This window comes from Amycolatopsis sp. NPDC059027 (assembly GCF_042739735.1).
Taxonomy (GTDB): Bacteria; Actinomycetota; Actinomycetes; order Mycobacteriales; family Pseudonocardiaceae; genus Amycolatopsis.
Genome location: NZ_JBHYIK010000067.1, coordinates 27,538 through 48,307 on the forward strand (window position 1 = coordinate 27,538; position 20,770 = coordinate 48,307).

Below are 20,770 nucleotides of genomic sequence, written 5' to 3' on the forward strand. Positions count from 1 at the left end.
CAACTTGGGGCGCGTGGGCCCCAAACGCTTTCGCCCACCCCGCCGCAACCGCCGGATGAAATGCGCTGACGGGCATTTCCGCCGAACCCCCCGCGACGAAAGTCCCCTTCAGCTCGTCTCACGCGAGGAAAGTCCCCTTCATCCTGTCCGTTCAGGTGAATTCTCTTCACACGAAAGTGAATACTTCCAGGAAGGAGGTGACCGTTCGGCGCTGCCACCCGGTCGTGGACTTACGCCGCGGGCACGGCCGTAGCAGCGTCGAAAAGCACACTGTTCATGCCTTGCCTAACGCGGACGGGGATACGGATGTCGGCATTGAGGACGATGGGCACGTTGGCGGCGGCGCTGCTCGCCGGTGCGGCGATCACGGCGGCACCCGCCGCTGCGGACACCGACATAGTGGGCGGGCGGCCCGCGACGAAGGGCGAGTTCCCCCACCAGCTCAGTCTTCGTGACTCGTTCAGTGGCAAACATTTCTGCGGAGCGTCCATTCTGGACAAATACACCGCGCTCACCGCGGCGCACTGTGTGGCGGATTTCCACGGTGACGCGAGCAAGCTGTACGTGGTCGCGGGCAGCAACCTGCTCGACCGGGGCGGCGTCAAGTCCAGGGTCAAGAAGATCGTGACGCACAAGCAGTACGACGCCCAGCGGATCGTCAACGACATCGCGATCCTCAAACTCTCGTCCGGTCTCACGTTCGGCTCTGCCGTCGCCGCGGTGCCGCTGGCGACCTCGGATCCCTCGGCGGGCAGCCAGGTCACGCTGAGCGGCTGGGGCCTGACGAGCTTCCCCGGCACGATCCCGAACGCGTTGCAGACGCTCAACATGCACGTTCTCGGCCATTCGGCGTGCGTCCAGCAGAACCCGACCGACCTCCCGATCTCCGCGGGCAACCTGTGCACCATCAGCCCGAAGGGCAAGGGGGCGTGCAAGGGCGACTCGGGCGGGCCACTGGTGGCGGGTGGCAAGCAGGTCGGCGTCGTGTCCTGGGGAGTTCCCTGTGCGAAGGGCTATCCCGACGTGTTCACCAGCGTGAGCGCCTATGCGAAGTGGATCCAGCAGAACCGCTGAGCCGAACTCGGTCAACACCACCGAAACGGCCCTGAACAGCGCGAATCGCGCTGTTCGGGGCCGTTGTCCTCAAGGCGGCGTCGGGTACCCTCGGGCCCCGGATGGGTGGTGATCATGACCAGGGTGACGAAGCGCGATCGGCTGCTGTGGTGCGCCGGAATCGCCGTACTGACCGCGCTCACCGCGTGGACGGTCGTCCGCGTATCGACGGAGCCCGCGCCGAATGCGAGCGGGGCTGCGATCGCACCGGCCGCGGCGCCCGGTGGTGGCGCCGCGGCCCCGGGCCGGGTATCTCCGTCCCAGGAACCGGTTTCGGCCGTGGTACTCAACAAATGCCCGGTGTCCGCGACGGCGTGTGTGGACGAAGGGCTCAGGATCAGCTGGCTGCAGAAGGACGGCAAGATCACCTACGGCCCGGTGCCGGTGATGCCGGGCACCGACGGCCCGGACGATTCCGTGGCCACGCCGAAGGGCGTCTTCCATGTCGCATGGAAGGACGCCCACCACGTCAGCAACGAATTCCCCGAAGCCATGCCGAACGCGGTGTTCTTCGCGCCCGGCGGCATCGCCTTCCACGAGGGCAGTCTGATCGCCGCGTCCCACGGCTGCGTGCACCTGAGCCCGGAAGCCGCCGGCCGGTACTTCGACGCGCTCCCGGTCGGCGCCGAGGTGGCTGTTTTCTAGGCGTGCTCGGTCTTCGCGACGTCTTCCAGGCCGAGAATGGTGACGGCCTGCTGCCGCATTTCGATCTTACGGACCTTACCGGTCACGGTCATCGGGAACTCGTCCACGACGTGCACGTAACGCGGGATCTTGTAATGCGCCAGCTTACCCGCACAAAACTCCCGTAAGCTCTCCGCCGTCAACGGCGTCGCACCCTCACGCATCCGCACCCACGCCATCAACTCTTCACCGTACTTGACGTCCGGCACGCCGATCACCTGCGCGTCCAGAACATCCGGATGCGTGTACAGGAACTCCTCGATCTCCCGCGGATACAGGTTTTCACCACCCCGGATCACCATATCCTTGATCCGCCCCGTGATGTTCACATAACCGGCGTCATCCATCACCGCCAAATCCCCGGTATGCATCCACCGTGCCGCATCGATCGCCTCCGCCGTTTTGTCCGGCTGCTCCCAATACCCCAACATCACCGAATACCCGCGCGTACACAACTCACCCGGCTCACCCCGCGGCACCGTCAACCCCGACTCCGGATCGACGACCTTCACCTCCAGATGCGGCCCCACCCGCCCCACCGTCGACACCCGCCGCTCCACCGAATCATCCGCCCGCGTCTGCGTCGACACCGGCGACGTCTCCGTCATCCCGTAACAAATCGACACCTCCGCCATCCCCATCCGCTCGATGACCTGCTTCATGACTTCGACAGGACACGGCGACCCCGCCATGATCCCCGTCCGCAACGACGACAGGTCAAAACTGCCGAAATCGGGATCGGCGAGTTCCGCGATGAACATCGTCGGAACACCATAAAGCGAAGTGCACTTCTCCGCCGACACGGCCTCCAACGTGGCTTTCGGATCGAACGCGGGAGCCGGAATCACCATGCAGGCCCCGTGTGACGTACACGCCAGATTCCCCATCACCATACCGAAACAGTGATAAAAGGGAACGGGAATACACACCCGGTCACGCTCGGTGTAGCCGCAGAGTTCCCCGACGAAGAAGCCATTGTTCAGGATGTTGTGGTGCGACAGCGTCGCGCCCTTCGGGAACCCGGTCGTCCCCGAGGTGTACTGGATGTTGATCGGATCATCCGCCGAAAGCCCGGCCTGCAACTCGGCCAGCCGAGCCGGATCACCCCGCCGCCCCGCGTCCATCAGCGACGTCCACTCGTCGCCGCCGAGCAACACGACGTGTTGCAGCGCCGCGCATTTCGGCCGCGCCTCGGCGATCATCGCGGCGTAGTCCGAGGTCTTGAACGACGCCGCGGCCACCAGCAGTTTCACCCCGGCCTGGTTCAGCACGAACTCCAGCTCGTGCGACCGGTACGCCGGGTTGATGTTCACCAGGATCGCGCCGATCTTGGCCGTGGCGTACTGGACGCACGTCCACTCCCACCGGTTCGGCGACCAGATCCCCACCCGGTCGCCCTTGCCGATGCCGAGCGCCACCAGGCCGAGCGCGAGCGTGTCGACCTCTCCGGCCAGCTCCCGGTAAGTCCACCGCCGCCCCGCCGCGCGGTCGACCAGCGCGTCCCGGTCACCGAACGCCGCCACCGTGCGATCGAAGTCGCCGCCGATCGTGTCCCCCAGCAACGGCACGTCGGAGACCCCGGAGGCGTAACTGGGCAAGGGTGCGGGCATGGAGACCTCCCAGACGTCGGCGGCTGCGGACCGCAGTCTAAGAACCCGGCGGCTGGGCTGCCAGCGGACCAGGCTCCACCGGTAGCGGGCCCGGACCGCGGCGGCAGCCCGGTCTGCGGAACGCCCAGATGCTCGGCGACGTACGGAAACCGGTGACCGAACCTTCTCGTGCGGTGAAATGCCGACAGGAATGGTCCAGTTCGTCTCGCTTTTTCGGATCATTGAACGACACCGGCAGATCTTGGCATCCCCGGCGGAAACCGGGTGCGTTGATCCTCCCCGGGTCAATGCGGCCGACCGTCGGCGTAGCGGGCGCCGGGCGTAGCGGTTCCGCTACCCTCGGCGGCAGGCTCGATGTGGCGGAGGGATCGGTTCGTGCCGGAGGAATTCTCGCTGGGCATGTTCGAGGTGGACGTCGCCGTCCGCCGGGCTGGGCTTCCCGCCAGTTGGGCTCCGTTCGACGTCCGGAGCGCGGTCCAGGCGGCCGGCGACGACGCGATCGCCACCTATGACCGGCTGAATACCGAGGCGTGGGACGCCCTGCGTGCCCGTCGGCTCGCCGACCGGGACAAGCTGGACGTCGATGTCGCCCACACGCTCCGCGCCTGGACGCAACCCGACGTGCTGATCATCGTGCGGGCGACCGAGCTCGCCGACCGCCGTCGCGTCTACTACCGCGCGACCATCGCCGAAGGGCTCGGCGTCCTCTCCGAGCAGGTGGGCGACAACATCACCTTCCTGCAGATCCGCCCGGACCGCCTGGTCGACGCGATGGTCGGCACGCTTCCGCCGTATCGCCCCGTTCCGGTTCGCCCGGTGACCATCACGCGCCGCTCGCGCCCCGCGCCACAGGGCGATCGCGACTTCAGCGCCGAGGACTTCACCGCCGAGCCCAGCCGAGCAGAGCAGGAGGCGTTGACCTCGTTCAGCCAGTGGCCACCACATCGGCTGGGCAGCGTCGAACTCCACGTGCGCAGCAGCCACTCGGTGCTCCACAACCAAGGCGCGGTCACGTTCTTCGACTCCGAGGGCGGCCGCTTCCTCGTCTTCACCGAGCCGCTTTCCGGCGGCGAAACCCGGCTCAGGTATGTCCCGTCGGACGGCTCGCACCTACGGCGCTGGCTGCACGACACCATTGCCGAAGTCGCCCGTTAGCCCGCCGTCGTTTCGAGCGCATTCGCCGCCTCACCGACGAACCTGCGCACGCCCTCCGGACCACCCTCGTCCCCTGACCGGGGTAGTCCCTGCTCACGAAACCGCAGACGGCCCCGGCTGGTCACTAGTACAGTGCCAGTAGGCCACGCACGGTGGTCACGGAGGGTGCGGGAGGGGCACTATGGCCGGGATAACCTTCGGCGAGGAGGGCTCGGTACCGGGCACGAGCCAGGCCGCCGGCGATGCGGGCCAAAACCTTCTCAAGGGCATACTGAGCGCGCCGATGGACGCCGACGCGGCCAAGCGAATCTCGACCGGTGGGGCCGATCTGAAGAAGATGGCCGAGAACGGCAGCTTCGCGATCAACGAAGCCGGACTCCAGGCCTACCTCAAAGCCTGCGACAAGTTCCTTGAAGGCTATGACACTTGGCGGGATCATCTTCGAGACCTCGTCCACGCTGCCCAAATGGGGGATAGCAAGTACGCGAAGGACGTGGCGAACTTCAATGCGAAGGTCGCCGGCAGCAGTGGCGATCCACAGTCACTGCTACCGAACCTCGACCTCATGCACGACGGTATCGAGGCCGCCAAGGCGGCGTTGCTGATCGCGCGTAAGAACTACCGCGAGACCGAGGAAGCCCACAACATCACCTTCGCCAAGATCAACAAGGAACTCGATCCGCAGTGATCCGACGTACTTTCGCCAGCATCGCGGCTCTGGCCGTCACAGTTGCCACGCTCACCGCGTGTTCCAGCCACGTCGGCGGCCAAGCCAGCCCCTCGGCGTCAGGCCCAGCCACAACCAGGTCGACACCGACCACCACCGATGATCCGAGCAACCCGTTCGCCGGGATGAACCAGTGCACGATGCTGGACCAACTACTGGCAGGCCAGGGGTTTCAACCAGCGACCCCAAGCCTTGGGGACCCCAAGCGCGCATGTTCCGCGAACAAGCCGATAACGGACACGGAGCCTGCGATCGTGGCGGGCCTCGGCTTGTACCCGGGGCAGAAGATCAACGAGAATCTCCAAAATCCCTCGCAAGCCAAGCCGGGGAAGATCAACGACAGTGGCCGTCCCGTGGTCATGGAGCCGGAACCGCTTCACTCTCGCGGGCAGTGCCAGATCAACCTCCAGGTTGCCACCAATTCGCATGCCAACGTCGGGATGACTTCGGGTACGGACACCGAGCGCGCGTGCAAGCTCGTTCAAGGCCTAGCGGAGAAGGTCGATCCGTTGTTGCCGAAGGCGTGAGGGGAGCTCCGTCATGAACCAGCCGCACCGGGCACAACACCAGCAGTCGGCGGGTGAGTTCTACGCCGAGACGCAACGGCAGCTGGCGGGGAACGCACGCCACCTGGGGTCCGAGGACTGGGACGAAGCGCGGGACGGGATCGGGCAACAGACCCAGGACATGGCCTCCGTGTATTCGGTCACCCAGGGGCACGCGCTACTGCAGGGCCAGACAACGCGGACTGATTTTCCAACGCCCGAGCAGCACTACCCGGGCATGGCGCACGAAGAGTTGTACCGCATGGCCCACGACAATCTGGACCTTGAACAGATCAACAGGTACAGCGAGGTCACCAACCAGTTCGGTAACTGGCTGGCTGATGTGTCCAACGCCTTCGCCGACGCGGGCAGCGGGGCGCAGACCCAGTGGCAGGGAGAGGCCGCCTCCGGCGCGCACGGGTTCTTCCAGTCCACCGCGAGCCATGCCGAGCAGGCGAGCAACGCGGTGCAGCTGACGTCGAACCGGTACTCCCAGCAGTCCTCGGCCGCGCACTACGCCAAGACGAACATGCCGGAGCCGACCGGGTTCAACCAGGACGCCGAGATGAACAAGGCGGTCCAGCAGTTCGTCACCGGTGACCACGCCGCGGCGACCGAGACGATGAGCGGGATCACCGCCAAGCAGCAGCAGGCCGACGAGGCGCACGGCCGGGCGGTGCAGGTCATGCAGAACCTGGACACGACCTATCACGAGACGGCCTCGACCCAGCCGACCTACACTCCGCCGCCGCAGCCGGGCAACGACAGCACGACCGCGAGCAGCGCGCACGCCACCGGGTTCAGCGGCACGGGCACCACGAGCGGTGTCGGCCCGGGGACGGGAACACCTGGTGGAGGCCAGTTCACCGGTTCCTCCACGCCGTACACCGGCGGTGGTGGCAGCAGCTACAGCCCGCCGCCGGGACTCACCACGGGCACGGGCAACCCCAACCTGCCCCCGGTCGGCGGCCCCGGCACCAGGCCGCCGATGACCATGCCCCCCGGCACGCGCCCCGGCGACTTCGGGCTCGCCGGTGCCCCGCCGGTCAACCCCGGCGGCAAAGGCGGGGACATCACGCGGAGCAAGCCGGGGACGGGGTCCGGACGCGCGGGCAGCAACTTCGCGGGCTCCCGGGTGTCCGGCGGTGGCTACAGCCCCGGCAAGGGCGAGCAGGCCGCGGGCAAGGGCAGCGGCGGCAGTGGCTCGGGCAAGCCCGCCGGGGAACGTCTCGAACGTGGCGCCACGGCCGCGGCCAACGCAGGCAAAGCGGGCAAGGCGGGAGCGCCGGGTGCCGCGGGCGGGCAAGGCTCCGGCAAGAAGAAAGAAGAGGACAAGGAGCACAAGAACAAGATGCCGTTGCAGGACGACGAGGTGTTCGAGGTGAAGCCGGATCGCGGGCCCGACGGCGAGAAGATCGTCCCGCCGGTCATCGGCGGCTGACCCTTAGGGGGTTGCGCCGCTGGGGACCTCCTCACAGCGGTCCCTCCGGGCCGCTCGCCTCGATATCGTGGAAGTCATGCGCTTCTACCTGGTCGACGCCTTCACCGACCGTGCCTTCGCGGGTAACCCGGCCGGGGTTGTCCTGCTCGACACGCCCGCCGATCCCATGTGGATGCAGATGGTGGCCGCGGAGATGAAGCACTCCGAGACGGCGTTCGTCGTCATCACCGGCGACGGACCGAAGTCGCTGCGCTGGTTCACTCCGGCCGCCGAAGTGGATCTCTGCGGCCACGCCACCGTCGCGACGACGCACGTGCTCGGCGGCGAGCAGGTCTACACGACCCGCAGCGGCGAGCTGCGCTGCCGGGCCGAGGACGGCTGGGTGACGCTGAACTTCCCCGCCGACCCGCCGCAGCCCACCGAGGACGACCTGAGCGCGATCCTGCCCGGTGTCGAGATCGAGGAAACCGGGCGCGGGGTCGACAACCTGTTCGCGGTGGTCAAGGACGCCGACGTCGTCCGCCGCCTCACGCCGGACCTCGCCGCGTTGAAGGCGACCTGGAACGGCAGGCTGCTCGTCACCGCACCGGGCGACGCCGAGGGCGTCGACTTCGTCAGCCGGTTCTTCGGGCCCGGCGTCGGCGTCGACGAGGACCCGGTCACCGGCTCGGCGCACTGCATGCTGGCGCCGTACTGGTCGCGGCGGCTCGGCCGCGCCGAGCTGACCGGGCACCAGGTGTCCGAACGCGGCGGGATCGTGCGGACGAAGCTCGACGGCGACCGCGTCGAGCTGGCCGGTCAGGCCGTCACCATCGTGAGCGGGGAGCTGCACGTCTGATGCGATTCATCCTCAACATCATCTGGGTCGTGCTCTGCGGCTTCTGGATGGCGCTCGGCTACCTCGTCGCCGGGATCATCTGCTGCGTCCTGATCATCACGATCCCGTTCGGGCTCGCGTCGTTCCGGATCGCGCACTACGCGCTGTGGCCGTTCGGCCGGACCGTCGTCGACCGCCGCGACGCCGGTGCCGCGTCGTGCCTCGGCAATGTCATCTGGTTCGTGTTCGCCGGGCTGTGGCTGGCCATCGGGCACGTCCTCACCGGGATCGCGCTGTGCGTCACGATCATCGGCATCCCGCTCGGCATCGCGAACTTCAAGATGATCCCGGTGTCGCTGACCCCGCTGGGCAAGGAGATCGTCGACCTGCCCTAGTCCTCCGGCTCGAACGGCAGCTCGACGACCAGGCACGGACCGCCGACGAACAACCCGCCGTCGACGCCGAGCGCCTTGCCGCCCGCGTAGAGGTACGGCCCGTCGATCTGCGCCGGGTGGATCCCCAGCTGGTCGGCGATCACGCTGTGGCCGTGCACGACCCGCTCCCCGCCGAGCAGGTCGAGCAGGCGCTGGGCGGCCTCCTCGCCGTCCGGGCCGCGGAAGGCGTAGCGCGTGGTCATCCGCCGCCACACGTCCCACCAGGCCTCCAGATCACGACCTTCGAGGATCTCGCGGACACCGGCGTTGATGCCCTCGATGTCCTCGCCCCATTCGAGGTATTCGAGCGTGTCCGAATGCAGCAGCAGGTGCTCGTCGGCGAGTGCGCCCAGCGGACGGCTGGTCAGCCACGCGATGTGCTCGCCGGTGAGCCTGTCCTGGTCGTCGGCCAGCCCGCCGTTGATCTCCCAGCTGCGCGCGAAGCTGCGCGGCCCGAAATCCGACGGCACAGGCTCGTCGCCGAAGTGGTACATCCCCAGCAGCAGGATCTCGTGGTTGCCCAGCAGCGTCTGGACCAGGCCACCCGCCTCGGCGGCCTCGGTTTCCAGCCGCATCACCAGGTCGATCGCGCCGACGCCGTCGGGCCCGCGATCGACGAAGTCGCCGAGGAACCACAGGTGGTCCTCCCCTCCCGCCCAGTTCTCGTCGTCGTCGAGGAGCCCTTCGGCTCTGAGGGCATCGGCCAGCGCGTCACGGTGGCCGTGCACGTCGCCCACCACATACGTGGACCGGTCCTTGCTCATCTCCCGACGATAAGCCCTGCTCCCGGCAGCCGACGATCAGCCTTCGCCGAACGGGTCACGGGTCCGCCCGATCAGGTCGGCCACCGAGTCGAGCACCAGGGTGGGCCGATACGGATAGCGTTCGGCCGACTCCCGGGTGGAGATGCCGGTGAGCACGAGGATGGTCTGCAGGCCGGCCTCGATCCCGGAGTGCACGTCGGTGTCCATCCGGTCGCCGATCATCAGCGTCGACTCCGAATGCGCGCCGAGCCTGCGCAGGGCACTGCGCATCATCAGCGGGTTCGGCTTGCCGACGTAGTACGGCGAGCGCCCGGTGGCCCTCTCGATCAAGGCGGCGACCGATCCGGTGGCAGGCATCGAACCCTCCAGGCTCGGCCCGGTGGCGTCCGGGTTGGTGGCGATGAACCGCGCCCCGCCCTCGATCAGCCGGATCGCGCGGGTGATCGCGCTGAAGCTGTACGTCCTGGTCTCGCCGAGCACGACGTAGTCCGGGTCGCGCTCGGTCAGCACGTAGCCGACTTCGTGCAGCGCCGTGGTCAGCCCGGCCTCGCCGATCACGAACGCCGACCCGTTCGGCCGCTGTGCGGAGAGGAACTTCGCGGTGGCCAGCGCGGAGGTCCAGATGGCCTCCTCCGGGATGTCCAGACCAGTGCGCAGCAGCCGGGCCCGCAGGTCACGCGGGGTGTAGATCGAGTTGTTGGTCAGCACCAGGAAGTCGATCCCGTTCGACCGGAGCTCCGCGAGGAACTCGTCGGCGCCGGGAACGAGGTGTTCCTCCCTGACCAGGACGCCGTCCATGTCGCTCAGGTAAGTCCACTGCCGATCGTTCATGTCCCGGATCCTACGGGCAAACCCGGGAGCTCTCCTGGCACTCCGCCCACGACACGTGTGCGCCGTACCGCCGAACTGGCTACAGTGGAAATAGCCGCCGATTGCGAGGGGAGTCGCAGGGTCGGCGCGCACAACGGGGATTTGGGGGAATACGAAAAGTCACGAACACAGTTTTCGTGCGAGCGGGGGAATCACATGTCTCTCAGCGCAATTCACCCTGCCCTTGGCATTGCCACACACAGGAGGGCAGGGACGATTCATGACGGAAACAATCGACCGCCGGACACAAACGACGGAATTGGCGGGGCCGAACTGGGGACTGACCAAGTTCCTTGATCCACTGCGGATCCCACCGGTGATCCGGCCGCATTCGTGGTGGCACCACGAAATGATCACCATTCCGATGGTCACCAAGACGCAGCGGCTGCATTCACAGCTGCCGCCGTCGAAGCTGTGGACCTATGCGGGGGAATTCCCGGGTCCGACAATCGAAGTGCGCAGCGGCAAGCGACTGCGGATTTCGTGGAACAACGACATCGAGGGAAAGATTCCGCTCGTCGCGGTGCAGGGTCCGGCGGGCACCAATCCGTCGAGCAGGCCGGGCCGCGAACTCGACCTCAAGGACTACAAGATCATCGAAGGAGTCGCCGACCTGCCCGCGTGGACCGTGGTGCACCTGCACGGCGCCCGCACCAACGCGGGCAACGACGGCTGGGCACACAACGCCAACCTCGCCGGCACCTCGCAGCTGACCGAGCACGACAACGTCCAGCAGGCGATGCCGCTGTGGTACCACGACCACGCGATGGCCATCACCCGCTTCAACGTCCACACCGGACTCGCGGGGATGTACCTGGTCAGGGACGACGAGGAGGACGCCCTCGACCTGCCGGGCGGCGATCACGAGATCCCGCTGATCATCGCCGACCGCAACCTCGACCGCGACCCGGCGACGGGCGCGCTCACCGGCCAGCTGCTGTACAAGGTGGCGGACGTGGGCGGCGGGATCCTGCTCCCGTTCACCGGCCCGTTCACACTGGTCAACGGCGTGGTCTGGCCGCATCTGGACGTGGACGCCCGGTGGTATCGGTTCCGGCTGCTGAACGCGTCGAACGCGCGGTTCTACGTGCTGAACCTGGTGGACGAGAACGGGGTGCCGCAGAACGACGCGGTCCGCCTGATCGGGACCGACGGCGGGCTGCTGCCCGCCCCTGCGCCACTACCGGCCAAGACCGCCGAGTATCCCGGCGGCCTCAGCGTCGCCCCGGCCGAGCGGTTCGATCTGCTGATCGACTTCAGCAGGTTCAAAGGGCGGAAGCTCCGGCTGACCAACCTCGACCCGAACCTGGGCACCGTCGAACCGGATCTGATGGAGTTCCGGGTGGAGAACCGGAACCGGCACGATGCGTTCAAGCTGCCGGAAAAGGTGTCGAAGTCCTATGTCCGGCTGAAGCACGGCGACACGCTGCCCGAAAAGCACGACCACGTGTGGATCGCGCTGCTGCTGAACAAGGACGGGCACCCGGAAATGTGGGATCTGGAGGAGCTGCACACGCCGGACCCCGGCGGGGACGGGATCATCCAGCTCCAGGACCCGACGGCGAATCCGCCGAAACTGCGGACGTTCCGCCGGATCGGGAAGCTGTTCGACGACACCACGGGCATCTTCCTCGAGTACAACGGCTGGGCGGTGTGGAACATCCTGCACCTGGGTGGCCCACAGCATCCGATCCACATTCACCTGACGGAGTTCCAGGCACTGTTCCGGAAGCACTTCACCACGACGTTCTCCTCGCGCGACGAGCGGACGACACGCCCGATCGGCAGCGTGAACCCGCAGACCGGGAAGCCCGACCCGATCGACGATCTCCCGCTGGAGAAGTACGAGGAAGGCTGGAAGGACACCTTCATCGTCAAGCCGGGGCAATGGGTGAGCGTCGCGGGCAACTTCGGCGGCGGTACCGGGGAGTTCATGTACCACTGCCACATCCTCGACCACGAGGACGAGGGCATGATGCGGCCGTTCGTGGTGCACCCGAAGGAGGTGGCGAAGTTCCACCACCACGGCGGTGGCCACCCCCACGGCTGAGGGGTCGGTCCGTGGGGCCTCCCGTAGTTCAAGGAGGCCCCACGGTCCGCGGCGTCAGCTCCCGGCGGCCGGGTGGACGGCGACCGTGGCGGCCTTGACGGACAACGTGACCGGGGATCCCGGTTCGAGCGCGAGGTCGGCGACGGCGGCCGGGGTGAGATCGGCGGTCAGGCCGTGCGCCCAGCCGTCGCCGCGGACCCGCAGCCGCACCACCGGCCCGTGCGGCTCCAGTGCGGCGACGACCGCGTCGACGGTGTTGCGCGGGCTGCCGTGGTGCTCGCCGTCGTGCGGATAGACCGCGACGGCGCTGGGCGCGAACACCGCGACCGCGGCTTCGCCGTCGACCGCGTCGTCGGCCGGAATACCGCTCACCACCTGACCTTCCGGGGTCCGCAGCCCGTCCGCGACCGCGGTCCCGGCGACCAGGTTGAGCCCGGCGATCCGCGCGGTGAACGCCGAGCGCGGCGCCGCCAGCACCTCGCGGGTCGGCCCGCGTTCGACGATCCGGCCGCCCGCGAGCACGGCGACGTGGTCGGCCAGCGCGAGCGCGTCCAGCGGATCGTGGGTCACGAGCACCGTCGTCGGGCCGGTCCGCAGCACCCGGCGCAGCAGCCCGCGGATGGCGGGTGCCGAATCGACGTCGAGCGCGGCGAACGGCTCGTCGAGCAGCAGCAGATCCGGCTCGGCGGCCAGTGCCCGCGCGATCGCGACGCGCTGGGCCTGCCCGCCGGAAAGCTGTGCGGGCTTCCGGTCCGCGAGTTCCGCGGCGTCCACTTCGGACAGCCACCCCTCGGCGATCTCGCGGGAGCGCTGCTTTCCCACACCCGCCGAACGCGGCGCGAAGGCGACATTGTCCAAAGAGGACAGATGAGGGAACAGCAACGCGTCCTGCGCGAGCAGGCCGATCTTCCGCCGGTGGGGCGCCAGGCGCACGCGGTCGTCGGCGAGCACCCGCCCGGCGAGCATGATCCTGGCCTGCCGAGGAGCGATCAGCCCGGCAAGGCTGCCGAGCACGGTCGACTTGCCCGAGCCGTTCGGGCCGAGCAGGGCGAGTACGTGCCCGTCGGGCACGGTGAAGTCCACGGCCAGCTCGAACTCGCCCCTCGTGAGTTCGAGCCCGGCCTCGAGCGTCATGCGGTCGACTCGCTTCGCGAGACAGCGTCCAATCCTTTTCGGCGCATGACAACCATGATTCGCTCGCAAGCATCGCTCATGGCGGTCGACTCGCTTCGCGAGACAGCGTCCAATCCTTTTCGGCGCATGACAACCATGATTCGCTCGCAAGCATCGCTCATGACCGCACCCCTTCCAGCGCACGCGGCCGGGCGAGGGCGATGACGACGATCGCGACCACGATCAGCAGCAGGGCGAGCGCGACGGCGCTGTCGACGTCGACCTCGGCCTGCTGGTAGACCTCCAGCGGCAGCGTGCGCGTGACGTCCTCCAGACTGCCCGCGAAGGTGATGGTGGCGCCGAACTCGCCCAGCGCCCTGGCGAAACTGAGCACGACACCGGAGCCGAGCGCGGGCAGCAGCAGCGGCAGGGTGACCCGGCGGAACACCGTCCACGGCCGGGCCCCGAGCGTCGCGGCGATCCGTTCGTAACGGTCACCGGCGCCCCGCAGCGCGCCCTCCAGGCTGACCACCAGGAACGGCATCGCCACGAACGTCTGCGCGATGACGACCGCGGCGGTGGTGAACGGCACCTGCGCACCGGTCGCCCAGCCGATCAGCTCGCCGAGAAAGCCCTTTCTGCCCAGCAGGTACAGCAGGGCCAGCCCGCCGACCACCGGCGGGAGCACCAGTGGCAGCAGCACGACCGAGCGCAGGAACCGGATCCCCGGCACCCGCGAGCGCGCCAGCACCACGGCCAGCGGGACGCCGAGCAGTACACAGGCCACTGTGGACAGTGCGGCGGTGACCAGCGACAGCCGCAGCGCGTTGAGCGACGAGGGCTGGACCAGCAGCGACGGCAGCCGGGTCAGATCGGACCGCGTCAGCAGCCCCACCACCGGCAACACCACCAGCGCCAGCGCCAGCACCGCCGGGACCCACAGCACCCCGGGGACGCGCACTTCGGTCACGGCGTGCCAAACCCGACCTTGCCCAGCTCGGCCTTCCCCTCCGGCCCGCGCACGAACTCGGTGAACTCCTTGGCCAGCGCGGCCTGCGGCGCGTCCTTCACGACGCCGATCGGGTAGTTGTTGATCGCCCCCGCGGCCTCGGGGAAGTCGACCTTGTCCACCTTCCCCGCCGCCGACGTCGCGTCGGTGACGTAGACGAGCCCGGCGTCGGCGTCGCCCGACGACACCTTCGCCAGCACCTGCTTGACGTCCTGCTCCTCGCTCGCGGGCTTGAGCGTGACGCCGGTGCTCTGCTCGATCTTCTTCGTCGCCGCGCCACACGGCACCTGCGGTGCGCACACGACGACGGTCGTGCCGCCCTTGGCGAGATCGGCGAACGCCTTGATCCCCTTCGGATCGCCCTTGCCAACGGCGATGGTCAGCTTGTTCGTGGCGAACACCGCCGGCGAGCCGTCGATCACCTGCGCCTTGGCGGCCTTGTCCATATTGGCCTGGTCGGCGGAGGCGAAGACGTCGGCCTTCGCGCCGTTGGTGAGCTTCTGGACCAGAGCGGACGAACCCTCGAAGTCGAACTTCACGGTGACGCCGGGGTGCTTGGCCTCGAACTGCTTGCCGAGCGCGCCGAAGGACTCGGTCAGCGAGGCCGCCGCGAACACCGTGAGCGTGCCGCCCGGCGACGGCGCCGGGGCCTGGCCGCCGGGGTTCGAGCTGGCCTTGTCGGAGCTGCTGCACGCGGTGGCGGCCAGCGCGACGGCGGCGGCGACCGCGGCGACGGTGGGGGCGCCGGAGAGCTTCATCGGGTTCCTTCCGGGGTTTCCACCACGACGGTGGTGGCCTTGACGACGGCGACCGCGAGCACGCCCGGGCGCAGGCCCAGCTCGCGGACGGCTTCGGTACTCATCAGCGACACCACGCGATGCGCGCCGCACTGCAGTTCCACCTGGGACATCACCTTGTCGACGATGACCTCGGTGACCAGCCCGACGAAGCGGTTGCGCGCCGACCGCCCGACCTCGGAGGGATCGTCGGGCCCGGACGCCTGTGCGCGGGCGAAGGCAGCGAGCTGGGCGCCGTCGACGACCTTCCGCCCGACGGCGTCGTCGGTGGCGGTCAGCTGACCGGCCCGTACCCAGCGGCGGACGGTGTCGTCGCTGACGCCGAGGAGTTTGGCTGCCTCGGACAGCCGGAATTGCGGCATGGCAGCGACATTAACGCCGCACCTGCGGAATAGCCATGGCGGGTGGGGAATTACGCGGGGCGGGAATTGTCCAGGATGTCGGCGCGTACCTCGTCGAGCATCGCGTTCTGAAAGCGTTCCACCACTTTCCGTTCCTCGGGTGAGAACCCTGCCAGGATCCGCTCCAGCGCGTCCGCGGCCGACTCGAACAGCGGGGCGAACTTGGCCATGGCGTTCGGCACCACCTCGACGAGGACCTTGCGGCGGTCCTCCGGGTCGCGCACGCGCCGGACCAGCCCGGCCTTCTCCAGCCGGTCGATGACGCCGGTGACCGCGCCGGTGGAAAGCCCGGTGAGCTCGGCGATCCGGCCCGCGGTCAGCGGGCCTGGAGCCTGGCTGACCAGGTCGAGCGCCTTGTGATCACTGGAGGCCAGCCCCATCTGTTCGGCGATCCTGGCGTGCCGGATGACGGCAAGGGTGCTGCCCTCCCGGCCCAGCTGCGCGAACCTGGCGAGTTCGCCGGCGGTGACGGGATACGTCTTTCCTGTGGTGCTCGACATCACGCAACCCTTTCACCGTGTGCCGCGGGTCGTTCGGCTACTGAGCGGCTCACTTCATGAAAGAGTCTAACGAGTCGGACTCGACACACTCCGGGGTTAGGCTGGAGCCAATGACAGCAGTGGATCTCGGGTTTCCTCGCGTCCCCGGTACACGAGGTGCGTCCGGCGCGCCCACGAAACCCCGTCCCGACACGCCGGAACTCATCGACACGTTCGGCCGCGTCGCCACCGATCTCCGGGTGTCGCTGACCGACCGGTGCAATCTGCGCTGCACCTACTGCATGCCCGCCGAGGGGCTCGACTGGATGCCCGGCGAGCAGGTGCTGACCGACGACGAGCTGCTGCGGCTGCTCCGGGTCGCGGTCGAGCGGCTCGGCGTCACCGACATCCGGCTCACCGGCGGGGAACCACTGCTGCGACCCGGCCTGGAGGACCTCGTCGCGCGGATCAGCGCCCTCGAGCCGCGGCCCCGATTGTCCATGACCACCAACGGGATCGGCCTCGCGAAGCGGGCCGCCGCGCTCGCCGCGTCCGGTTTGGACCGGATCAACGTCTCGCTCGACAGCGTCGACCCCGAGACGTTCGTCCGGATCACCCGGCGCGACCGGCTTTCCCATGTACTGGACGGTCTCGCCGCCGCCCGCGACGCCGGGATGACACCGGTCAAGATCAACGCGGTGCTGATGCGCGGGCTCAACGAGCACGAAGCCGTGCCACTGCTGCGGTTCAGCCTCGCCGAGGGCTATCACCTCCGGTTCATCGAGCAGATGCCGCTGGACGCCCAGCACGGCTGGAACCGGGGCGACATGATCACCGCCGAGGAGATCCTCGGCATGCTCCGCGCGGAGTTCGAGCTTTCGCCGTTCCCCGCCGCGCGCGGCGGCGCCCCCGCCGAACGCTGGCTGGTCGACGGCGGCCCCGGCGACGTCGGCGTGATCGCGTCGGTCACGCGGCCGTTCTGCTCGGCCTGCGAGCGCACCCGGCTGACCGCGGACGGCCAGGTCCGGTCCTGCCTGTTCAGCAACGACGAGACCGACCTACGCGCGCTCGTGCGCGCGGGCGCGCGCGACGAAGAGGTGGCCGACGCCTGGCGGCGCACGATGTGGGGCAAGCTCGCCGGGCACGAAATCAACGAGGCCGGGTTCGCGCAGCCGATCCGGCCGATGAGCGCGATCGGCGGTTGAGATGACTGAGACGACCGTGTCGGTGCTCGTGCGCTACTTCGCCTCGGCGAGGGCCGCGGCGGGCGTGGAAGAGGAGAAGGTGCGGCTGCCCGGTGGCGCCACCGTGGCCGACGCCGTCCGGCAGGTGCGCGAACTGCACCCCGGCGCGCTCGACCGCGTCCTCGACGCGGCGAGCCTCCTGCTGAACGAGGTCGCCGTCCGGGACACGAGCCGCACCCTGTGTGACAGTGACCAGCTGGATGTACTCCCCCCGTTCGCGGGTGGCTGACACGCTTGTCATTCAGTGGACTGGCATAGCGGCCCCAAGATCGATAAGGTGCGCGGCTATTTCGTTCGCCACGCGCACGAATGGTCCAATCGCTCCGCGAAACACGTGATGCAGACCTCACGATCTGTGTTTTATCTCGACTAGGAAACGGGCAGATAACGGTGGCTTGAACAGGGAAAACAGCCGAATCGCAGTGGGTTCCGTGCTGTTACTGTGACGTAGGTCACACCCCGAATAATTTCCGATCACGGCTCTCGTTACGTACCGTCGCTTTTCGGTTGGCCCCGACCGACCACGCAAGACCGGGAATCCGTAGCGCCTAGCCCTGTCCGACGGATCCCCGGACCCATACCCCGAGCGAAAGCATTCCGGACAGGGACGAGGGGACCGAGACGACGCGTCGTGCGGAGTCGAGGTCAGCCGGCCGGCAACGGACGGACAGGCCGAACCCAGGCCTGACCCTCAGCTCAGTCTCGTAGGCGCAGGAAACGAGAAGTACTCAAATGTCTTACCGAGGCAAGCACCGCAAGATGTCCGCCGCTACCCGCCACATCGCCCGCGTCGCTGTCGCGGGCATCGCGGTCGGCGCCCCCATCGCGATCGCCGCGACCCCCGCGTCGGCGACCAACTGGGACGCCATCGCGCAGTGCGAGAGCGGCGGCAACTGGAGCACCAACACCGGTAACGGCTTCTCCGGCGGTCTGCAGTTCACCCCGAGCACCTGGAAGGCCTACGGCGGCACCGGCAGCCCGCAGAACGCTTCGCGTGAGCAGCAGATCGCCGTGGCCGAGCGCGTCCTGCAGGGCCAGGGCATCGGCGCCTGGCCGGTCTGTGGCGCCAAGGGTGCCGGCGGCACGACCGCCAAGTCCGTGACCCCCAAGCAGAGCACCCCGCAGAAGGCCACCCCGAAGAAGAGCACCCCGGCGCCGGTCCAGTCCGCTGCCCCGGTGACCCAGGTGGCCAGCTCGAACCCGGCCGGTGACTACACCGTCGCCGCGGGCGACACGCTCTCCAAGATCGCCCAGCAGTTCAACGTCCAGGGCGGCTACCAGAAGCTGCAGGAGCTGAACAAGCAGTACGTGCCGAACCCCGACTTCATCGTGGTCGGCCAGAAGCTCGCCACCAAGTGACCCGAGCCTGCTTGAAGGCTTGAGTCCGGCGGCTTCGCCGTACTTGCCCAGGACCCCACCGCGAATTCCCCCGGCGGTGGGGTCCTGGCTTTTCCCCGCGAGGTGCCCGCGGCCTTCTTCCGGCCGTGGGCACCTTCGCGTCTCCACCTCCGGGTCCCGCGACGCCCCAAGCGCCCCAATGAGGTTTCTCAGTAGTGGTCGGTTGCGTTCGATACGGGCGACAGCGGTTGCGGGCTTTCGCCCTGGTCAGCAGTGTCGCGAATGGGACATTGGGGACGTTCAACGCCGTCAATGTCCATTCACGACACTCCAGTGCCGGGCCTCATGCCCCGAACGCGTCGTTCAGGACGTTCACCGCCCCCAACGGAGCTTTCGAGACACCGACACCTCCGCAAGCCCGCCCCACCAGCCACCGACACCACCCGACCACCTCGGGAAAACACCCCCAGCGAAGCCACACTCCCGCCCCTTACCGAGAAAACCCCAATGTGGCGTTCGGTGCGTCCAACGCACCGAAAGTGGCATTGGGGCGCACGGCACCGGGCGGGAATCGAAGCGCGTCAATGTGACAAAAGGTGCTGCTGTGGCTCATATGACCAATGAGGCCACTGTGACTAGCCGACACTCCACGCGAAACGGGAGCAAAGGTCCCTTGCTCCCCCGGCACCCTCAGGAACGGCACATAGCCGTTAAGGCCCCCTTACGGGCGTCGGACGCCCGTAAGGGGGCCTTAACGGCGGACAGAGCCGCTCAGGGCGAGTTGACCCACTCGTCGGTGCCATCGGTGAAGTGCTGGTGCTTCCAGATCGGCAACCGGGCCTTGAGCTCGTCCACCAGCGCCGAGCACGCCGCGAACGCCTGCCCCCGGTGTTCGGCCGCCACCGCGCACGCCAGGGCGACGTCGCCGATCGTCAGTGGCCCGACCCGGTGGCTCACCGCCACCGCGCGCACCCCCGTCCAGCCCGCCGCGAGTTCAGCGACGACCGAGGCGAGGACGTCCGAGGCGCTCGGGTGGCCCTCGTAGACCAGATCCCGCACCGAACGGCCGCCGTCGTGGTCCCGGACGACCCCGCCGAAGGTCACCACGGCTCCCGCGGCGTCGTCCTCGACGAGCTGGGCGTGTTCCTCGACGGAAAGCGGCGTCTCGGTCACGATCGCCCGCGCCACCCGGACGGCGACGGTACCCGTCGGCGCCGCACGCGGGTGGTCACCACCTGCCAGCTGGTCGACGGCGTGGTCCAGGACGCCTTCGAGCACGCCGAGACCGTCCTTCACGCCGCCGCTGGACCCCGGCAGGTTCACCACCAGCGTCCGCCCCGCGACCCCGGCGACGCCGCGCGACAGCACCGCGGTCGGCACCTTCGGCAGGCCGGCGGCCCTGATCGCGTCCGCGACGCCCGGCAGCTCGTAGTCCAGGACACCGCGAGTGACGTCCGGGGTGCGGTCGGTCGGCGAGATCCCGGTGCCGCCCGTCGAGATGACGACCGCGACGCCATCCGCTACGGCGGCCCGCAGCGCGACCCCGACGGGCTCGCCGTCCTCGACCACGACCGGCGCCGGGACGTCGTAGCCGCGGTCGGCGAGCCATCGGGCGATGACGGGGCCCGTCTTGTCCTCGTAGATCCCCTTCGCGGCGCGGTTCGAGGCCACGATGACGCGAGCAGTGCGAGTAGACGTCATGGCCGCTCCCAGGTCCCGGTCTTGCCGCCGTCCTTGCGCAGCAACCGGACGTCGTCGAGCGTCGCGGCCGGGTCGACGGCCTTGATCATGTCGTGCAGGGTGAGCCCGGCGACGGCGACCGCGGTCAGTGCCTCCATCTCGACGCCGGTGCGGTCGGTGGTCTTCGCGGTCGCGCTGATGTGCACGGCGGCCTCGGCCAGCTCGAATTCCACCTTGACCCCGGACAACGCGATCTGGTGGCACAGCGGGATCAGGTCGGGCACCTTCTTGGCGCCCATGATCCCGGCGATCCGCGCGGTCGCCAGCGCGTCGCCCTTGGACAGGCCGTTCGAGGCCAGCAGGGCCAGCACCTCGGCCGTCGTGCGCACGGTCCCGGCGGCGAGCGCGGTGCGCGCCGTGGCCGTCTTGCCGGAGACGTCGACCATCCGGGCGGCGCCGGTCTCGTCGACATGGCTCAGTTCACTCACCTGCAGGAGGC

22 protein-coding genes are annotated in these 20,770 nt (G+C 68.5%); 12 read left to right on the forward strand and 10 right to left on the reverse strand.

What is annotated here, in order from left to right:
* Positions 1–306: 306 nt before the first annotated feature.
* Both ACFWY9_RS35145 and ACFWY9_RS35150 read left to right on the forward strand, forming a co-directional pair.
* Positions 307–1,074 (forward strand): serine protease, encoded by a 768-nt coding sequence (locus ACFWY9_RS35145; RefSeq protein ID WP_378340880.1) that lies wholly within the window; start codon positions 307–309, stop codon positions 1,072–1,074.
* A 114-nt stretch (positions 1,075–1,188) separates the two neighbouring features.
* Positions 1,189–1,758, forward strand: coding sequence for a L,D-transpeptidase (locus ACFWY9_RS35150; RefSeq protein ID WP_378340881.1), 570 nt, complete (start codon positions 1,189–1,191; stop codon positions 1,756–1,758).
* Here the strand turns inward: ACFWY9_RS35150 and ACFWY9_RS35155 are convergent.
* A complete protein-coding gene (locus ACFWY9_RS35155) occupies positions 1,755–3,407 on the reverse strand; it encodes an AMP-binding protein (RefSeq protein WP_378340882.1) in 1,653 nt (550 codons plus the stop codon). The genes ACFWY9_RS35150 and ACFWY9_RS35155 overlap by 4 nt on opposite strands.
* A 375-nt stretch (positions 3,408–3,782) precedes the next feature.
* Here ACFWY9_RS35155 and ACFWY9_RS35160 point away from each other — a divergent pair, with 375 nt between their 5' ends.
* From ACFWY9_RS35160 to ACFWY9_RS35185, 6 genes are all read left to right on the forward strand, one after another.
* The gene (locus ACFWY9_RS35160; protein ID WP_378328680.1) at positions 3,783–4,562 is read left to right on the forward strand and encodes an ESX secretion-associated protein EspG; all 780 of its coding nucleotides are present in this window, start codon (positions 3,783–3,785) and stop codon (positions 4,560–4,562) included.
* A gap of 181 nt (positions 4,563–4,743) precedes the next feature.
* The gene (locus ACFWY9_RS35165; RefSeq protein ID WP_378340883.1) at positions 4,744–5,250 is read left to right on the forward strand and encodes a hypothetical protein; all 507 of its coding nucleotides are present in this window, start codon (positions 4,744–4,746) and stop codon (positions 5,248–5,250) included.
* On the forward strand, positions 5,247–5,816 hold the full coding sequence (locus tag ACFWY9_RS35170; RefSeq protein ID WP_378340884.1) for a hypothetical protein: 570 nt from the start codon (positions 5,247–5,249) through the stop codon (positions 5,814–5,816). The genes ACFWY9_RS35165 and ACFWY9_RS35170 overlap by 4 nt, the downstream gene beginning before the upstream one ends.
* 13 nt (positions 5,817–5,829) lie before the next feature.
* Positions 5,830–7,275, forward strand: coding sequence for a hypothetical protein (locus ACFWY9_RS35175; RefSeq protein WP_378340885.1), 1,446 nt, complete (start codon positions 5,830–5,832; stop codon positions 7,273–7,275).
* A gap of 76 nt (positions 7,276–7,351) precedes the next feature.
* Positions 7,352–8,113, forward strand: coding sequence for a PhzF family phenazine biosynthesis protein (locus ACFWY9_RS35180; RefSeq protein WP_378340886.1), 762 nt, complete (start codon positions 7,352–7,354; stop codon positions 8,111–8,113).
* Positions 8,113–8,487, forward strand: a complete 375-nt coding sequence (locus ACFWY9_RS35185) for a YccF domain-containing protein (protein ID WP_378340887.1) — start codon at positions 8,113–8,115, stop codon at positions 8,485–8,487. The genes ACFWY9_RS35180 and ACFWY9_RS35185 overlap by 1 nt, the downstream gene beginning before the upstream one ends.
* Here the strand turns inward: ACFWY9_RS35185 and ACFWY9_RS35190 are convergent.
* A complete protein-coding gene (locus ACFWY9_RS35190; protein WP_378328686.1) occupies positions 8,484–9,290 on the reverse strand; it encodes a metallophosphoesterase family protein in 807 nt (268 codons plus the stop codon). The two genes, ACFWY9_RS35185 and ACFWY9_RS35190, sit on opposite strands and share 4 nt — an antisense overlap.
* A 36-nt stretch (positions 9,291–9,326) precedes the next feature.
* Positions 9,327–10,121 carry an HAD-IIA family hydrolase gene (locus ACFWY9_RS35195; protein WP_378328687.1) on the reverse strand — a complete coding sequence of 265 codons (795 nt, stop codon included), beginning with the start codon at positions 10,119–10,121 and terminating at the stop codon, positions 9,327–9,329.
* 259 nt (positions 10,122–10,380) lie between these two features.
* Between ACFWY9_RS35195 and ACFWY9_RS35200 the strand changes: the two genes are divergently transcribed.
* The gene (locus ACFWY9_RS35200; protein ID WP_378340888.1) at positions 10,381–12,210 is read left to right on the forward strand and encodes a multicopper oxidase domain-containing protein; all 1,830 of its coding nucleotides are present in this window, start codon (positions 10,381–10,383) and stop codon (positions 12,208–12,210) included.
* A 54-nt stretch (positions 12,211–12,264) separates the two neighbouring features.
* Here the strand turns inward: ACFWY9_RS35200 and ACFWY9_RS35205 are convergent, their stop codons facing one another.
* From ACFWY9_RS35205 to ACFWY9_RS35225, 5 genes are all read right to left on the reverse strand, one after another.
* Positions 12,265–13,344 carry a sulfate/molybdate ABC transporter ATP-binding protein gene (locus tag ACFWY9_RS35205; RefSeq protein WP_378340889.1) on the reverse strand — a complete coding sequence of 360 codons (1,080 nt, stop codon included), beginning with the start codon at positions 13,342–13,344 and terminating at the stop codon, positions 12,265–12,267.
* A gap of 157 nt (positions 13,345–13,501) precedes the next feature.
* Positions 13,502–14,269: an ABC transporter permease gene (locus tag ACFWY9_RS35210; RefSeq protein WP_378328732.1), complete on the reverse strand. Its 768-nt coding sequence runs from the start codon at positions 14,267–14,269 to the stop codon at positions 13,502–13,504.
* A 20-nt stretch (positions 14,270–14,289) separates the two neighbouring features.
* A complete protein-coding gene (modA, locus tag ACFWY9_RS35215; protein WP_378328690.1) occupies positions 14,290–15,090 on the reverse strand; it encodes a molybdate ABC transporter substrate-binding protein in 801 nt (266 codons plus the stop codon).
* Positions 15,087–15,491 (reverse strand): molybdopterin-binding protein, encoded by a 405-nt coding sequence (locus tag ACFWY9_RS35220; RefSeq protein WP_378328691.1) that lies wholly within the window; start codon positions 15,489–15,491, stop codon positions 15,087–15,089. Before ACFWY9_RS35220 ends, modA begins: the two co-directional genes overlap by 4 nt.
* Positions 15,492–15,541: 50 nt before the next feature.
* The gene (locus ACFWY9_RS35225; protein WP_378328692.1) at positions 15,542–16,030 is read right to left on the reverse strand and encodes a MarR family winged helix-turn-helix transcriptional regulator; all 489 of its coding nucleotides are present in this window, start codon (positions 16,028–16,030) and stop codon (positions 15,542–15,544) included.
* 110 nt (positions 16,031–16,140) lie between these two features.
* Here ACFWY9_RS35225 and moaA point away from each other — a divergent pair, with 110 nt between their 5' ends.
* The 3 genes from moaA (at position 16,141) to ACFWY9_RS35240 (ending at position 18,612) form a co-directional block, all read left to right on the forward strand.
* On the forward strand, positions 16,141–17,214 hold the full coding sequence (moaA, locus tag ACFWY9_RS35230) for a GTP 3',8-cyclase MoaA (protein WP_378340890.1): 1,074 nt from the start codon (positions 16,141–16,143) through the stop codon (positions 17,212–17,214).
* A gap of 1 nt (position 17,215) precedes the next feature.
* Positions 17,216–17,482: a MoaD/ThiS family protein gene (locus ACFWY9_RS35235; RefSeq protein ID WP_378328694.1), complete on the forward strand. Its 267-nt coding sequence runs from the start codon at positions 17,216–17,218 to the stop codon at positions 17,480–17,482.
* A 503-nt stretch (positions 17,483–17,985) separates the two neighbouring features.
* On the forward strand, positions 17,986–18,612 hold the full coding sequence (locus ACFWY9_RS35240; RefSeq protein ID WP_378328695.1) for a transglycosylase family protein: 627 nt from the start codon (positions 17,986–17,988) through the stop codon (positions 18,610–18,612).
* A gap of 750 nt (positions 18,613–19,362) precedes the next feature.
* Here the strand turns inward: ACFWY9_RS35240 and ACFWY9_RS35245 are convergent.
* The gene (locus ACFWY9_RS35245) at positions 19,363–20,292 is read right to left on the reverse strand and encodes a molybdenum cofactor biosynthesis protein MoaE (protein WP_378340891.1); all 930 of its coding nucleotides are present in this window, start codon (positions 20,290–20,292) and stop codon (positions 19,363–19,365) included.
* On the reverse strand, positions 20,289–20,759 hold the full coding sequence (moaC, locus tag ACFWY9_RS35250) for a cyclic pyranopterin monophosphate synthase MoaC (protein WP_378340892.1): 471 nt from the start codon (positions 20,757–20,759) through the stop codon (positions 20,289–20,291). The genes ACFWY9_RS35245 and moaC overlap by 4 nt, the downstream gene beginning before the upstream one ends.
* Positions 20,760–20,770 lie beyond the last annotated feature (11 nt).